Origin of the sequence: Synechocystis sp. PCC 6803 substr. PCC-P (assembly GCF_000284455.1) — a bacterium.
Classification (GTDB): domain Bacteria; phylum Cyanobacteriota; class Cyanobacteriia; order Cyanobacteriales; family Microcystaceae; genus Synechocystis.
Map to the genome: position 1 here is coordinate 1,391,925 of NC_017039.1, position 13,976 is coordinate 1,405,900.

The window sequence follows — 13,976 nt, forward strand, 5'->3', positions numbered from 1 at the left end:
GCCTGGGCTAAAACTGGCTCGCCACCTATTGCCATTCAGAAATCTGGTAAAATGGGTTGCCCAATGAAATTTGTATGATGAGCAAAGTTTTTTTTGATATTACCATCGGCAGCGATACCGCAGGTCGCATTGTGATGGAATTGTTTGACGAAGTTACCCCCAAAACCGCTGAAAATTTCCGGGCCCTTTGCACTGGAGAAAAAGGTGTGGGTAAAGCTGGTAAACCCCTACACTTCAAAGGTTCCCATTTCCATCGAGTCATCACCGATTTCATGGCCCAAGGGGGAGATTTTACCCGGGGCAACGGTACCGGCGGTGAGTCTATTTATGGAGAAAAATTTGCCGATGAAAATTTCCAGTTAAAGCACGATCGCCCTGGGCTATTGTCCATGGCCAATGCCGGGCCCAATACCAACGGTTCCCAATTCTTCTTAACCTTTGTACCTTGCCCTTGGCTTGATGGTAAGCACGTCGTTTTTGGTGAAGTGGTGGAAGGTTTAGAAATTCTAGAGCAACTTGAAGCTAACGGTTCCCAAAGTGGTCAAACTAAACAGGCGATCGTTATCAGCGATTGTGGTGAAATTAAATAAGCCTGATTGACACTAGTGTGTATAGACTCTGTTAAAAACCTTGTTGGAAAAATAAAGTAAGACAGTCCCCTTGATTAGTTTTGAATTGATAATCGAGGGGGTTTTTATTGGTCAAATTTGAGTGAAAATCAATCAGCAAAACTATTAGCCTTGGTGGCAAACTTAACATCCAATTCTGTAATGCCGCCTGCATCATGGGTGGTTAAATCAATGGTGACCCGATTATATACATTGGACCATTCTGGATGATGGTTCAGGGTTTCCGCCACCAACGCTAACCGAGTCATAAAACCGAAAGCTTGATTAAAATTGGCAAACTTAAATTGACGATGGAGTTTATTGCCCTGCAAGCTCCAACCGCCGAGTTCTCCCAGGGCAGTTTGGATTTCTGGGTCAGTTAAACGTTGGGGGGTGGCCATGGTGCAATTTATCTAGATTTTTAACTATTGGTTAGGGATTGTTCCTGCCATCCGTTATATCATCTCCCAGAAAAAGATTGAAGGAAACCTGGGTTGGTTCGCCCACGTTGGTGGTTTCCTGCACCCGGCTATCGGGAATTTGCCAGTTATCACTCAAATAAGTTCTAATCTGCTCTGTTTGGGAAAAAAGACTGGCGGGATTACTATCTGGAGGACGTTGAATGGTGAGTCGCAAATACAGAGAGGGATGGGACCGGAGAATTTGTCCCACATTGTCGAGTACTGCTTGATCTTGGTTGGAAAGATTCAGGGGAGCACTGGCGATCGCCGCAGTTTCATCGAGAACGGTGAGGGGAATAAGCCCTTGATCTGTGGCGAGGCGTTGGTATTCCACCATGGCATCATTAACCTGTAACGATCGCCGAATTTGATTGGAAAGAATAACTTGGGCGTCCTCCTGTAAATCTCGATCACCAAGGTAGATGACCACTAACTTAAAAGCGGAATTATCGCTCCGGAGTACGACTTGATAATCCACCAATTGCAGGGCATCAGGAAGGCTCACCAGGGCGAGGGAACGACTAATTTCCCCCATCAATTCCCCCTGTAGGTCTGGCAAATAACTAACTTGGGTGATGACTGGAATAGATTCCGTGTTAACCGCTTGGCTGGTGGGAATTTGCACAAACCGCAAGGTAATGTCACTGGGGCTAAGGTCCAGGGCAGTGGCTAACTTGTCCACAAAGCGGTCTTCATCTTCCTGGCTGTAGAGCTTGTCGGTCACCACCTGGAGTTGTATCGATACTTGGTTGTTATCCCGTTTCGCTTTTACCTGGTCGATGTAGGAACGAAATTCATCATCGCCCCCGTCGAAATTATCCTGCCAGATCTGCTTAATGGTGGAATTAAGTTGGTTTTCTTCCCGTTGCTGGGTCACTTGGCGTCGCACCTGTTCCAGGGATTTGGTCAGAGGAAACGAAATGATCCCCAGGGTAACCAGGATCAAGAAAAAGCGACTGGGCAAACCTCCTACCCGTTGAAAAGTGGTGTAGGCCGGCAATCTTCTCAACCAAGAACTGACCACTTGGCTTTCAGCATTTTCTTGTTTCCATTCCCCAATGGCTTCCCGCACTGCCCGCACATCAAAGTGGACGAAAAAGAACACAATCATGGCGGTGAAAATAATCGCCACTAGGTTGGTGATGAATAGCAGTCCTCCCCCCTTGGCCACGGTCAAACCCTGGGAAGAAGCCAAGCTGAAATAGATACCAATGCCGTAACCCACCACGCACAATGGCGGCATCAAGGCCACGGCGATCGCCACCCCTGGTAAAGAAGCCGCTACCCCCTTCGCTTGTTTGCAGGTAGCCACCGATCCCACCGCCCCGGAAAACAAAGCCACAATTAAATCCAAAAGGGTAGGATTGGTTCTAGCCAAAATTTCGGGGGTAATTTCCTTAAAAGGGACTATGACCACCAGAATGGCTGCAAAAACGATGGCTAAACTACAGCTCAGTAATAAGTTAAACGCCGCCCGCAACCAGAGCACCACGTCTCCCGCCGCCAAACCCATGCCATTGGCCAAAATTGGCCCCATCAAAGGGGAAATCAACATTGCTCCAATGATTACCGCTGGACTGTTCAGTACCAACCCCAGGGTGGCAATGCCCGCCGCAAACAAAACCTCAATCCAGTAGCTTATGTCCCTGAGGCTAACGGACTCACATAACTGGGTGTAGATTTGCACCTTATGTTCATCGGTCAAATCTAAATTATTCGTAAAGCCACGGCGTAGACGCAGTAACATCAGCAGGGAAAAACGATGCCCGGAGGACTTGGACTTTGACATAGGGGGGGATGGGATTAATCGTCTCCATTGTGCTTGACCAATACTATACTCTGGGGAGAGTTTGCTGAATTATTGCCATCCACCTTTTCGGGGTTGGGCTATCCCAGGTTATATTGCCTTACATTATCCCCATATCATTCATTATTTCCCATCGAGCGAGTTGTTTATGTTTGGCGTTCTGCTGTTCCTTATTTTCTTCTGTGCCGTCAGTCTAGCCTTTTTTGCCAACCGTAAATGGTGGATTCGTGTTTCCACCCAGTCTCCCCGCTGTACCTATTATTTTGGCCCCTTTACTTCCCAAGAAGAGGCGATCGCCCACCACCAAGGTTATCTCCAGGATTTGGAGATGGAGGGAGCCCAGGGCATTGAATACAAAATAGAACGCTCCTATAAGCCAAGAAAATTAACCATCGAAGACTGAGAAAACCGCCAGCAATGGGGAAGCTTGTTGGCTAATTTCTCCCCAAAGCACAAATCCCCCAGTTATTTGGTTAACTAGGGGATCCAGCTTATCTTTACAGCTAAAATTCTGAGCAACGAGATCTTACTAAAAATTTAGTCTCGACCGTTGAGGGCAATCAGTAGACGCAGAATGAAGATAAACAGGTTGATATAGGTCAAATACATGGACAGGGATGCAGCCAAATATTGATCATCCCGGTAGGTGCGGGGGAGAACAAAAAAGTCCACCACCGACACGCCGGCAAATAGCAACACCCCGAAGCCAGAAATGGCCACTTCCAAAAAGGTAGGGGTAATGACCCCAAAAAAGCCGAGCACCACTTGGAGAAGCATCACCACCACTAGTCCAATCAAGGCTAAGCTGACGGTTTTGCTCAGGGCAATGCCATCTTCTTCCGATAAATTGGAGCCAATACTACGGGCCACCACAAAAGTTACACCACAGCCCAGGGCCGCCACACCAATGCCTTGGATACCCACTCCACTGGTTTGCAGGGCCAGGTAAATAATGCCACTCAGGGTATAACCAGATAGCAGACTATACAGGGTTAGCAAGGGCAAAGCCGTTGCGTTATTGCCACTTTGCGCCACCCGCATGGCGACAAAAAAGAGAATAAAATTACCGATTAAAGCGACCCAAAAGGTGGTCATGAATAGACCGGGATTGCCCTGCATGACGCTGAGACCACCAAAGGTTCCCGCCGCTGTCAGCACCAAGCCTCCGCCAAGATAGGGGAGGGCGTTTTTGATCACGTTTGGCCCGATCAGACTTTGGCCTTTTGCCTCCGCCATGATCTGACGAAAATTGCTGGTATTGCTCATAAAAAGTGGATTTTTGACTAGGATAATCACAGGGGGGAAATTATTTTTCCCTTACCTTTAATATACTATCGACAACCATGGCCTTGCTTTAAGTGCTGGTAAGTCCTTATAAGCCCTTATTTGTGGGCTATTTCTGCCCCTGGATCCCGCCGGCTGAGCTAAGCATGAACTGTGTATTGTTCCATTGTCAGACCAGGAGGCCTTAGTCCTATGAATTATCGTGTTATTGTCTTGAGTGGGGTGATGACTGCCCTCCTCGGCACCGTGTTTGGTTGGGGCATGGGGCAGATTGCCCTGCGTCAACGGCCTAGCCAAGTACAGGTCACCATGAGTCAGCCCTATCGTACTTTCTATGGGCGGCGCTTAATCTGGTTCGGGGCGATCGCCGGCTTTGTGTTGGGGGCAGGACAGGCCTGTGTACTGGCGGAGAGGAAAAAGGAAAAAGAAGCCATGGAGAAAGCGGAAACTGAAGAAGACTATTCCTGATCCCCTGCCGCTGCAGTGACCTGGTTTTCCGTTACCGATGGAGGGAATTTGGTTGCTATTTCTGGCGGTCCAAGGGACGCGAAAAAGTTCGCCGCCACTGTTTGCATCGCCGTGGCCTAAGGCGGTCAAATACTCCCATCCCCTGACCAGGCTAGTTTTCTCCCTTGGCGATCGCCCTGGTAGCATTTAATACAAATTGGCTATCTTGGCAAAGTCCCCCGAAATATTACGAAACGTAAAGTATAATAACAATCAACCTGTAAACCCCAAATGCCTTAGCGAGACAGTAACCCATGCGCGTTGTGATCGCCGGAGCCGGATTAGCCGGCCTAGCCTGTGCCAAATACTTAGCCGATGCGGGCTTTACCCCCGTCGTCTTGGAACGTAGGGATGTATTAGGCGGGAAGATCGCCGCGTGGAAAGATGAGGACGGAGATTGGTACGAAACCGGCCTACACATTTTTTTTGGGGCCTATCCCAACATGTTGCAGTTATTTAAGGAATTGGATATCGAAGATCGTCTGCAATGGAAAGAGCACAGCATGATCTTCAACCAACCAGAGAAACCAGGTACCTACTCTCGGTTCGATTTTCCGGATATTCCGGCCCCCATCAATGGTTTGGTAGCCATTCTTCGCAACAACGATATGCTTACCTGGCCGGAGAAAATTCGCTTTGGCTTGGGACTCTTGCCGGCCATTGTCCAGGGCCAGAGCTATGTGGAAGAAATGGATAAATACACTTGGTCAGAGTGGATGGCCAAACAAAATATTCCCCCCCGCATCGAAAAAGAAGTTTTCATTGCCATGAGTAAGGCGTTGAACTTTATTGATCCCGATGAAATTTCCGCCACCATTTTACTTACTGCCCTCAATCGCTTTTTACAGGAAAAAAATGGCTCTAAGATGGCATTCCTGGATGGGGCACCACCGGAGCGTCTTTGCCAACCTTTGGTCGACTATATTACGGAACGGGGAGGGGAAGTACACATTAATAAACCTCTCAAAGAAATTTTGCTTAATGAAGATGGTTCCGTTAAGGGTTACTTAATCCGGGGCCTAGATGGAGCCCCCGACGAAGTGATCACAGCGGATTTATATGTGTCTGCCATGCCGGTGGATCCCCTGAAAACCATGGTGCCAGCGCCCTGGAGAGAATATCCTGAGTTTAAGCAAATCCAAGGTTTGGAAGGAGTCCCGGTCATTAACCTCCACCTGTGGTTTGACCGTAAGTTAACCGACATTGATCATTTGTTATTCTCCCGATCGCCGTTGTTGAGTGTTTACGCCGACATGAGCAACACCTGCCGAGAATACAGTGATCCAGACAAATCCATGTTGGAATTGGTGCTGGCTCCGGCCCAGGATTGGATCGGCAAATCCGACGAAGAGATTGTGGCGGCCACCATGGCGGAGATCAAGCAACTCTTTCCCCAACACTTCAACGGGGATAATCCAGCCCGACTGCTTAAATCCCACGTGGTCAAAACCCCCCGCTCAGTCTACAAAGCTACCCCCGGAAGGCAGGCTTGTCGCCCCGATCAACGGACATCGGTGCCCAACTTTTACCTAGCAGGGGACTTCACCATGCAAAAATACTTGGGCAGTATGGAAGGGGCGGTGCTTTCCGGCAAACAATGCGCCCAGGCGATCGCCGCCGATTTCAACCCCCAAACCGTTCCCCCCACCAGGGAAATAGTCACCGTGGGTTAAGCCGCCTGGACTCCCTGGTAATCTTCCTGACAAATGGCAACCCTAATGCGACAATGCTAAATGGCTAACGGTCAAATTTCTCCCCAGCGTGCAGTTACCAAACCCCAATCCTGGTGGCTGACTTCCGAACCCCGTCCGTCCTTAATGTTACAACTGCCCAAACCGTCTCCATCTGCAAAGCCCTGTGCTTCTGTTGAGGAAGCTTACGAAATTTGTCGTCAAGTAACGGCCCAGTACGCAAAAACTTTTTACCTGGGAACTTTGCTGATGCCCCCTGCCAAAAGGAGGGCCATTTGGGCGATCTATCTTTGGTGTCGTAGGACTGATGAACTAGTGGATGGGCCCCAGGCGGCCACCACCACCCCGGAAACTTTGGACCATTGGGAGCGGCGTTTAGAAGGGATTTTTGCTGGCCAACCCCAGGACGATGCCGATGTGGCCCTGGTGGATACCTTGGAAACATTTCCGCTCGATATTCAGCCCTTTCGGGACATGATAGCCGGTCAGCGGATGGACCTTTACCGTTCCCGTTACCAAACCTTTGAAGAACTAGACTTGTACTGTTATCGAGTGGCGGGCACCGTCGGTCTGATGTCCAGTGCTGTGTTGGGAGTCGATACGGGCAATGGCCAGGCCCCTTGGCAACCCGATGCCGTGTACATTCCCCAGGAAGAGGCGATCGCCTTGGGGGTGGCGAACCAATTGACCAATATTCTGCGGGACGTTGGGGAAGACGTGGAGCGGGGTCGAATTTATTTACCCCTGGAAGATTTAGAACGATTTAATTACAGCGAACAGGATTTACTCAATGGGGTAAACGATGATCGTTGGCGCAGTTTAATGAAGTTTGAAATTGACCGGGCCCGCCATTATTTTGAAGATGCGGAACGGGGTATTCGGGCTTTAAATCGGGATGCCCGTTGGCCGGTGTGGACAGCGTTGATGTTGTACAAAGGCATTTTGGATGTGATTGAGGCCAATAATTACAATGTGTTTAATCGTCGTGCCTATGTACCCACTCCGAAGAAATTACTATATTTACCCGTGGCCTGGTTGCGGGCCCAGGTGCTTTAAGGTTTTTTCCGACCACTGATCGATGGTTGATCTGATCCTGACTTCCCGCTGAAAAAAAGCCCCCAACCGTTGTAGGCTAAGGACTCACTTTATGAAGGGTTCAAACTATCAGTGTAGCGAACAAAGGCGATCGCCCCGATGTTTCCCCTTAGGTGAAGAGAAATCACAAAGTTTGTTCAAAACTGGGACAGTTGCCGCAACTGCCAAAGGATGGACAGCAGTGCCCCCACCACTAAAATCATGGAACTAAGGGAACCAAGGGCAAAACCTACCATTCTTTTCTCCGCCGCTTGGTAATAGCCCCAGGCGTAAAGAATGCGCCCCAGTAACCAGACGGCCCCCAAAATGGCAGCAATGGTTGGATCTCGGTAAATGGCAAATAGCCATAGCCCCGGCAGAAAAAAGGCTAACTGCTCCAGGGTGTTGTACTGTACCCTCAGCACCCGCTCAAAGTCTTCATTGCCGGTGGTGGCCGGTGGCATCACCCCATATTTAGCCCGAGCCCGCCCCACATTAATCACCAGCACCAGGTAAAGCATCGTCGCCAAAGCAGTGATCAAAGCTGGCCAGAGTAACTCGGTTTTTGTCATCGGTCATGGTGAAAGAAAGTATATTTTCAGACTAGCCCAAAAAGTTACTCTGCCTCCAAATCATTAATATTGCTCGGACTAATCGCTATACTTACGGTCAGGGTATTACCCAACTTTTTATTTTTCTCAGTCAAGTTCCTTTTGTATTTTTTATCCCATGCAGCTAAGCCCCCAGGAAAAAGATAAATTGTTGATTTTTACCGCCAGCCTAGTGGCAGAACGCCGTAAGGCCCGAGGGCTCAAACTCAACTATCCCGAAGCCGTGGCCTATATTTCCGCCGCTATCCTGGAAGGGGCCAGGGATGGTCGTACCGTAGCCGAGTTGATGAACTATGGCGCTACCCTATTGAGTCGGGACGAAGTCATGGAAGGGGTGCCGGAAATGTTACCGGAGGTACAGGTGGAAGCAACTTTTCCCGATGGCACTAAACTGGTGACGGTCCACGAACCCATTCGCTAGTAATGAGCTGGCCGGTCAGGGCGGACTGTTTTTTACCGTTAAACCCCAGGCCTGTTGACCGTAGAAAAAATTCATTGTCTAGGGTTGACAGTGATCAATCTTTATCGCTATATTTAAAAACGTCTGAAATAACGAACTGTTATCGAGACTGCCTAGCCCCCATCGTCTAGAGGCCTAGGACACCTCCCTTTCACGGAGGCGACAGGGATTCGAATTCCCTTGGGGGTATTAAAAAAAAAGAAAAAACGAAAAGAAGTTCTTCGGGGCTTCTTTTTTGTTGCTCACCCAAACAATTCCCCAAGAAGTTTAAAACCCTCTTTCGGTTTATGGAACAGAAGAAGAAGCGGGGAGCTTGTCGAGGGAAACAGCGCAGAAATGGCAAGACCCAAACTCCATCTATGGCAGTATAGGGGCGTAGTTCTTTGTCCTTGAGGCTCTGTCTGGCAAATGTTAATCCTGCGTCGCCTAATACTAGTTGTTTCCCTTAGTTTTGCCACGATCGCCATTGACATTACTACGAGACCAGGGCTGGAACCAGTGCAAGGCCAGGGGGTGGAGACAGTAGACTCGCAAACACTAAAAGTGGGGGTGGTGGGCAATCCTCCCTTTGTCTTTTATGGAGAAGGAAAAAACGCAGCATTTACCGGTATTAGCCTAGATGTGTGGAGAGCAGTGGCCGAGTCCCAGAAGTGGAATTCAGAATATGTAAGGCAAAATTCCATCTCCGCAGGCATCACAGCGGTGGCGGAAGGGGAATTGGATATTTTAATTGGTCCCATTAGTGTTACCCCAGAGCGGGCCGCCATAGAGGGCATTACCTTCACCCAGCCCTATTTCAGTAGTGGCATTGGCCTGTTAATTCCAGGCAAACCGGTGAGTTTATGGGAAAGATTTTCGCCTTTTTTTGGCATAGCCGCTTTGTCTTCAGCGGGGGTACTTACTCTACTTTTATTTTTGGTGGGGAATTTAATTTGGTTAGCAGAACATCGCAAAAATCCTGAGCAGTTTTCCCCCCATTACCCAGAAGGAGTCCAAAATGGCATGTGGTTTGCCTTAGTTACCCTAACAACAGTGGGCTATGGCGATCGATCGCCGAGGACTAAGTTAGGGCAACTGGTGGCGGGGGTATGGATGTTGGTGGCCTTATTAAGTTTTTCTTCCATTACGGCGGGGTTAGCTTCGGCTTTTTCCACGGCTCTTTCCGAAGCTAGTGCAACACCTTTGTTTAGAAGTGTGGGGGATTTGAAAAATAAAGAGGTGGCAGTGGTGCGGGATACCACAGCGGTGGATTGGGCTAATTTTTATCAGGCTGACGTTAGGGAAACTAATAATTTGACAGCAGCCATTACCCTACTACAAAAAAAACAGGTGGAGGCGGTAATGTTCGACCGGCCAGCCTTAATTTACTACACCAGACAGAATCCTAATCTTAACTTGGAGGTGACAGAAATTCGAGTTTCCCTGGAGCCCTATGGCTTTGTGCTCAAGGAAAATAGTCCTTTGCAAAAGACTATCAATGTGGAGATGCTCAATTTGCTTTACAGCAGGGTAATTGCGGAATTTACCGAACGCTGGTTAGGGCCTGGGATTGAGGAAAATCAAGACCTTTTGCCCCAAAACATAGGAGAAAGCCCTAGCTAAACCCTGGTAAAACTTATAATACCGTTCTGGCTCTGCAACCCTACTAATTACTGTCAGGAACAGCCAAAGTATTTTTTGGACTGGGAGCGCAAACAATGCCTTTTATTGATGTTAGCCTTGGACTAGCTGTGTTCCTGGGGTTTATTTTCTCGGTAATGGCAGCTAGGTTCTTTTTGAAAATTTGGCTGCACTATCTATGAGTACCATCAAGGCCCTGTTACCGCCAAAATTCCCCCAATTACTGACTGGTTTAGCTTTACTTTCCCTGTCTTTGGTGGTCAGCACGGCGATCGCCGCCAAGGCCTTACTGGAAGTAAAAAATGCTAATGATGTATTAATAGTTACGGGGTCAGCCAAACGACCCATCACTTCTGACTACATTGTTTGGGGATTATCTGTCTCTAGTCAGCAGCCCACCGCCCAGGCAGCTTACCAGGATTTACAAAGTCAAACTGAACGGGTGCAAGCCTATCTCCAAGCAAAAAATGTGCCCACGGCAGCCATTAGTATGGGGGCGATGGAAACCTATGCCATTCCCGAAGTTACTGAAAATGGGCAGGAAACCGGGAGAACCTTGGCCTATCGTCTTACGCAACGGTTTGAAATTAGTGCCGATGACGTGGATCGTTACAGCAAATTGTCCCAGGAAGCCACCGAATTGATTAATGAAGGCATTAATTTAACGGTAGAACCGCCCCAGTATCTTTATACTCAGTTAGCCCCCCTCCGCATTGAAATGGTGGCCGAAGCAACCAAGGATGCCAAAGCTCGGGCCGAGGCGATCGCCAGTAGCACCAATAGCAAAGTGGGGGCAGTGCGGAGTGCCCAAACCGGAGTTTTTCAAATTACCTCCCGCAATTCCACCGATGTCAACGACATGGGAATCTATGACACCTCTTCCATCGAGAAAGACATCACCGCAGTGGTTTCCATCACTTTTAGTATGAAATAATTATCTGAAAATTTTACCAAGGCTGTTACTCTGTCCGTATTTTCCCTGATAATTAAAAGATCTAACCGATGAATGATTGATCTTTGTTGGTTTTCGTTCCACGATGTAAAGATTAGAGTCGATAAAAGCCATGCTGTTTCGTCAATTGTTTGATCCGGAAACCTCCACTTACACCTACGTAATTGCTGACCCCAAGGGTCGGTCTGCGGCCTTGGTAGATTCTGTTTTAGAACAAGTGGATAGGGATCTAAACTTGCTCAAAGAATTGGATCTCAAGTTAACTTTTTGTCTGGAAACCCACGTCCATGCCGACCATATCACCGGAGCGGGAAAACTACGGCAATTAACAGGTTGTCAAAACCTCGTACCCCAGTATGCTGAGGTGGACTGTGCTGACCGCCATTTGCAGGACGGGGAAATTGTTCATGTTGGCTCCATACCCATCCAGGCGATCGCCACTCCGGGGCACACCGATAGCCATTTAGCTTTTTTGGTCAATCAAACCCATGTGTTGACGGGGGATGCTCTGCTCATCCGGGGCTGTGGCCGGACGGATTTCCAAAGTGGAGATGCCGGTACGTTGTATGACGCTATCCACGGTAAATTATTCACCCTGCCGGAGGATGTTTTTGTCTATCCGGGCCATGACTACCGGGGCCACACCGTTTCCACTATTGGGGAAGAAAAACGTTTTAACCCCCGCTTATTAGGGCGCGATCGCCAGAACTTTATCGAATTTATGGATAGTTTAAATCTGCCTGATCCAAAGAAAATTATGGAAGCGGTGCCCGCCAATCAACTCTGTGGTCAAAGGACTGTTGCGGTTTAAAGACTTGCTCCAAGACTAATCAAGATCCATTTCCCGGAAAAATCCGTTCACAATTATGGTCAGTTGGTGTCAGTCCCTTTTCCTTCGCTGGGGTAAGGTTTTAACCCTAACAGTGCTTAGCTTTGGGCTTTGCTGTGCCTGTTTAACTCTTTGGCCGGTGGCAACTCCAGCCCTAGTACGGGAGACTACGGAACAGCCGGGGCAAACCCTGATCCAGTCTCGTCAATCCCTACGGGACCAGGAAGGGAATACCTGGCAAGTGGTGTTATTTAAAAGGACGAAAGCCAACGGTGATAGAGAAACCAATTTACGTTTAGTTGGTTTTCCTGGAGTCACATCCTTTCGCCATCCAGCCCCTTTGGTGGTTCGGGACAATGGTGGTAATACCGTTAACCTAACCGATCTTTTAGCAGAGAAAAGCCCCGGTGAAAATGTTGGTCAATTTTTGGTTACAACGGATTTTACCAATTTACAAATTAATGGCATTTGGGAATTGAATTTACCGTTGGCAGGGGGAGAACAACAAATCAAAGTTCCCTATTTTGTCCTCCAAGAATGGCAAAGTTTGTTGGCCAAGGCATCGGATTAATTGGCAACAGCTTAGCCACTAAATTTAAAATTATTAAAAACAAACTTAAGCGGAGATTAAACTATGGCTAGCTCAACCCAAACCAATGTCACCATTGCCCCCAAAACTTTGCAACAATTGCGTCAACAGGATGCGGTAATTCTGGTTGATGTGCGGGAGCCCCTGGAATTTGTTGGGGAACACATTACCGATGCCTATTCTTTGCCTTTATCCCGATTGAATCCTAGCCAATTGCCCCAAGCGGAAGGAAAAACGACGGTACTCTATTGTCAAAGTAGTAACCGTTCCGGCAATGCCCTGCAACAATTGAGATCTGCTGGGGTGGAAGGAATCATTCATTTGGAAGGGGGATTATTAGCTTGGAAACAGGCTGGGTTGCCGACGGTAAAAACAAAAAATGCCCCCATCAGCATTATGCGTCAGGTGCAAATTATTGCCGGTAGTTTGGTTTTGACCGGGGTTTTGCTGGGCAGTTTTGTCGCCCCTGGATTTTATTTTCTCAGTGGTTTTGTCGGCGCAGGATTATTATTTGCCGGACTTTCTGGCACCTGTATGATGGCTAATCTTTTGGGCAAATTACCCTACAACCAAATTAAGGACTAATAACCATGGCACTCCAAGTGGTGGGCTATTTTTTGGCAAGTTGCATTGGCCTAAGTTTGGGGCTTTTGGGAGGTGGCGGCTCGGTGTTAGCCCTGCCCATTTTGGTCTATGTCATGCAGGTTCCCCCCAAGGCGGCGATCGCCATGACGTTAGTGATTGTGGGGGCCGTGAGCTTGATTGGGGTCATTCCCCATTGGCATCGGGGTAATGTTAATCTCCCCAAGGCCCTGATTTTTGGTTCAGCCACCATGGTGGGAGCTTTTGGCGGGGCTAAGCTAGCCGCTCTTCCTTTAGTGACAGAAACGTTTCAGTTGATTTTATTTGCGGTGCTGATGCTGGTGGCGGCTATTTTTATGATCCGCAAAGCCCAACAACGACCCCAGTTATCCTCCACAGAGGATCCTGATTTAGCCACCTATCCCGCCCCCATTTGTAAATATTGTTGGCTGTGGCTACTGACGGAAGGCATTGCCATTGGCGTTTTAACCGGGCTGGTGGGAGTGGGGGGAGGATTTGCCATTGTACCCGCCCTAGTGTTGCTGGGAAAATTGCCCATGAAAGAGGCGATCGGGACTTCCCTGTTGATTATTGCCTTTAACTCTGTGGCCGGCTTTTTAGGTTATTTTGGCCAAGTTAGTTTGGATTATCATCTGATGGTGAGTTTTACGTTCTTCGCCGCCCTGGGAATTTTATTGGGTTCCTATCTATCCAGTTTTGTTGACGCCAAAAATCTCCAAAAAGGTTTTGCTTATTTCCTCATGGCGATCGCCGCCTTTATTTTGTTCCAACAACGGGATACTTTCCGAAGCTCCAAAGTTAATAGCTATCTGCCCGAAATAAGCTCCCAAGTATTGCTGCAAAAAGCACAGTAGATCCAAAAGAATGAATTAACAGAATT

At 48.3% G+C, this 13,976-nt stretch carries 16 protein-coding genes and 1 tRNA gene; 13 read left to right on the forward strand and 4 right to left on the reverse strand.

What is annotated here, in order from left to right:
• Positions 1-74: 74 nt before the first annotated feature.
• A complete protein-coding gene (locus SYNPCCP_RS06550) occupies positions 75-590 on the forward strand; it encodes a peptidylprolyl isomerase (RefSeq protein ID WP_010872470.1) in 516 nt (171 codons plus the stop codon).
• 128 nt (positions 591-718) lie between these two features.
• On the opposite strand, the gene SYNPCCP_RS06555 is transcribed toward SYNPCCP_RS06550, so the two are convergent.
• Both SYNPCCP_RS06555 and SYNPCCP_RS06560 read right to left on the reverse strand, forming a co-directional pair.
• The gene (locus SYNPCCP_RS06555) at positions 719-1,009 is read right to left on the reverse strand and encodes a 4a-hydroxytetrahydrobiopterin dehydratase (RefSeq protein WP_010872471.1); all 291 of its coding nucleotides are present in this window, start codon (positions 1,007-1,009) and stop codon (positions 719-721) included.
• 31 nt (positions 1,010-1,040) lie between these two features.
• The gene (locus SYNPCCP_RS06560; RefSeq protein WP_010872472.1) at positions 1,041-2,858 is read right to left on the reverse strand and encodes a DUF389 domain-containing protein; all 1,818 of its coding nucleotides are present in this window, start codon (positions 2,856-2,858) and stop codon (positions 1,041-1,043) included.
• A 166-nt stretch (positions 2,859-3,024) separates the two neighbouring features.
• Here SYNPCCP_RS06560 and SYNPCCP_RS06565 point away from each other — a divergent pair, with 166 nt between their 5' ends.
• Positions 3,025-3,279, forward strand: a complete 255-nt coding sequence (locus SYNPCCP_RS06565) for a DUF1816 domain-containing protein (protein ID WP_010872473.1) — start codon at positions 3,025-3,027, stop codon at positions 3,277-3,279.
• Positions 3,280-3,413: 134 nt separating this feature from the next.
• Here the strand turns inward: SYNPCCP_RS06565 and SYNPCCP_RS06570 are convergent, their stop codons facing one another.
• Positions 3,414-4,142: a Bax inhibitor-1 family protein gene (locus SYNPCCP_RS06570; protein WP_041425965.1), complete on the reverse strand. Its 729-nt coding sequence runs from the start codon at positions 4,140-4,142 to the stop codon at positions 3,414-3,416.
• Positions 4,143-4,352: 210 nt separating this feature from the next.
• On the opposite strand from SYNPCCP_RS06570, the gene SYNPCCP_RS06575 reads away from it, so the two are divergent.
• The 3 genes from SYNPCCP_RS06575 (at position 4,353) to crtB (ending at position 7,414) form a co-directional block, all read left to right on the forward strand.
• Positions 4,353-4,628: a hypothetical protein gene (locus SYNPCCP_RS06575; RefSeq protein WP_020861703.1), complete on the forward strand. Its 276-nt coding sequence runs from the start codon at positions 4,353-4,355 to the stop codon at positions 4,626-4,628.
• A 293-nt stretch (positions 4,629-4,921) separates the two neighbouring features.
• Positions 4,922-6,340: a 15-cis-phytoene desaturase gene (gene pds, locus SYNPCCP_RS06580; protein ID WP_010872476.1), complete on the forward strand. Its 1,419-nt coding sequence runs from the start codon at positions 4,922-4,924 to the stop codon at positions 6,338-6,340.
• Between the two features lie 60 nt (positions 6,341-6,400).
• Positions 6,401-7,414 (forward strand): 15-cis-phytoene synthase CrtB, encoded by a 1,014-nt coding sequence (crtB, locus tag SYNPCCP_RS06585; protein ID WP_010872477.1) that lies wholly within the window; start codon positions 6,401-6,403, stop codon positions 7,412-7,414.
• Between the two features lie 176 nt (positions 7,415-7,590).
• On the opposite strand, the gene SYNPCCP_RS06590 is transcribed toward crtB, so the two are convergent.
• The gene (locus tag SYNPCCP_RS06590; protein ID WP_010872478.1) at positions 7,591-8,004 is read right to left on the reverse strand and encodes an MAPEG family protein; all 414 of its coding nucleotides are present in this window, start codon (positions 8,002-8,004) and stop codon (positions 7,591-7,593) included.
• A gap of 157 nt (positions 8,005-8,161) precedes the next feature.
• Between SYNPCCP_RS06590 and ureA the strand changes: the two genes are divergently transcribed.
• The 8 genes from ureA (at position 8,162) to SYNPCCP_RS06630 (ending at position 13,950) form a co-directional block, all read left to right on the forward strand.
• Positions 8,162-8,464, forward strand: a complete 303-nt coding sequence (gene ureA / locus SYNPCCP_RS06595) for an urease subunit gamma (RefSeq protein ID WP_010872479.1) — start codon at positions 8,162-8,164, stop codon at positions 8,462-8,464.
• Positions 8,465-8,619: 155 nt separating this feature from the next.
• Positions 8,620-8,692: transfer RNA gene (locus SYNPCCP_RS06600), tRNA-Glu, on the forward strand.
• A 219-nt stretch (positions 8,693-8,911) separates the two neighbouring features.
• Entirely contained in the window at positions 8,912-10,105 is a 1,194-nt protein-coding gene (locus SYNPCCP_RS06605) for a transporter substrate-binding domain-containing protein (protein WP_010872480.1), read from the forward strand.
• 196 nt (positions 10,106-10,301) lie between these two features.
• The gene (locus tag SYNPCCP_RS06610) at positions 10,302-11,057 is read left to right on the forward strand and encodes an SIMPL domain-containing protein (RefSeq protein WP_010872481.1); all 756 of its coding nucleotides are present in this window, start codon (positions 10,302-10,304) and stop codon (positions 11,055-11,057) included.
• A gap of 130 nt (positions 11,058-11,187) precedes the next feature.
• On the forward strand, positions 11,188-11,886 hold the full coding sequence (locus SYNPCCP_RS06615; RefSeq protein ID WP_010872482.1) for an MBL fold metallo-hydrolase: 699 nt from the start codon (positions 11,188-11,190) through the stop codon (positions 11,884-11,886).
• A 55-nt stretch (positions 11,887-11,941) separates the two neighbouring features.
• A complete protein-coding gene (locus tag SYNPCCP_RS06620; protein ID WP_010872483.1) occupies positions 11,942-12,475 on the forward strand; it encodes a DUF3122 domain-containing protein in 534 nt (177 codons plus the stop codon).
• Between the two features lie 63 nt (positions 12,476-12,538).
• Positions 12,539-13,078 (forward strand): rhodanese-like domain-containing protein, encoded by a 540-nt coding sequence (locus tag SYNPCCP_RS06625; protein WP_010872484.1) that lies wholly within the window; start codon positions 12,539-12,541, stop codon positions 13,076-13,078.
• Positions 13,079-13,083: 5 nt separating this feature from the next.
• Positions 13,084-13,950 (forward strand): sulfite exporter TauE/SafE family protein, encoded by an 867-nt coding sequence (locus SYNPCCP_RS06630; RefSeq protein ID WP_010872485.1) that lies wholly within the window; start codon positions 13,084-13,086, stop codon positions 13,948-13,950.
• Positions 13,951-13,976 lie beyond the last annotated feature (26 nt).

Bases quoted from the DNA above. Each gene is read 5' to 3' on its own strand.
- SYNPCCP_RS06565 (WP_010872473.1), top strand. From the start codon at position 3,025: ATGTTTGGCGTTCTGCTGTTCCTTATTTTCTTCTGTGCCGTCAGTCTA.
- SYNPCCP_RS06550 (WP_010872470.1), top strand. From the start codon at position 75: ATGATGAGCAAAGTTTTTTTTGATATTACCATCGGCAGCGATACCGCA.
- SYNPCCP_RS06605 (WP_010872480.1), top strand. From the start codon at position 8,912: ATGTTAATCCTGCGTCGCCTAATACTAGTTGTTTCCCTTAGTTTTGCC.
- pds (WP_010872476.1), top strand. From the start codon at position 4,922: ATGCGCGTTGTGATCGCCGGAGCCGGATTAGCCGGCCTAGCCTGTGCC.
- SYNPCCP_RS06575 (WP_020861703.1), top strand. From the start codon at position 4,353: ATGAATTATCGTGTTATTGTCTTGAGTGGGGTGATGACTGCCCTCCTC.
- SYNPCCP_RS06570 (WP_041425965.1), bottom strand. From the start codon at position 4,142: ATGAGCAATACCAGCAATTTTCGTCAGATCATGGCGGAGGCAAAAGGC.
- ureA (WP_010872479.1), top strand. From the start codon at position 8,162: ATGCAGCTAAGCCCCCAGGAAAAAGATAAATTGTTGATTTTTACCGCC.
- SYNPCCP_RS06620 (WP_010872483.1), top strand. From the start codon at position 11,942: ATGGTCAGTTGGTGTCAGTCCCTTTTCCTTCGCTGGGGTAAGGTTTTA.
- SYNPCCP_RS06610 (WP_010872481.1), top strand. From the start codon at position 10,302: ATGAGTACCATCAAGGCCCTGTTACCGCCAAAATTCCCCCAATTACTG.
- SYNPCCP_RS06555 (WP_010872471.1), bottom strand. From the start codon at position 1,009: ATGGCCACCCCCCAACGTTTAACTGACCCAGAAATCCAAACTGCCCTG.
- crtB (WP_010872477.1), top strand. From the start codon at position 6,401: ATGGCTAACGGTCAAATTTCTCCCCAGCGTGCAGTTACCAAACCCCAA.
- SYNPCCP_RS06590 (WP_010872478.1), bottom strand. From the start codon at position 8,004: ATGACAAAAACCGAGTTACTCTGGCCAGCTTTGATCACTGCTTTGGCG.
- SYNPCCP_RS06625 (WP_010872484.1), top strand. From the start codon at position 12,539: ATGGCTAGCTCAACCCAAACCAATGTCACCATTGCCCCCAAAACTTTG.
- SYNPCCP_RS06630 (WP_010872485.1), top strand. From the start codon at position 13,084: ATGGCACTCCAAGTGGTGGGCTATTTTTTGGCAAGTTGCATTGGCCTA.
- SYNPCCP_RS06615 (WP_010872482.1), top strand. From the start codon at position 11,188: ATGCTGTTTCGTCAATTGTTTGATCCGGAAACCTCCACTTACACCTAC.
- SYNPCCP_RS06560 (WP_010872472.1), bottom strand. From the start codon at position 2,858: ATGTCAAAGTCCAAGTCCTCCGGGCATCGTTTTTCCCTGCTGATGTTA.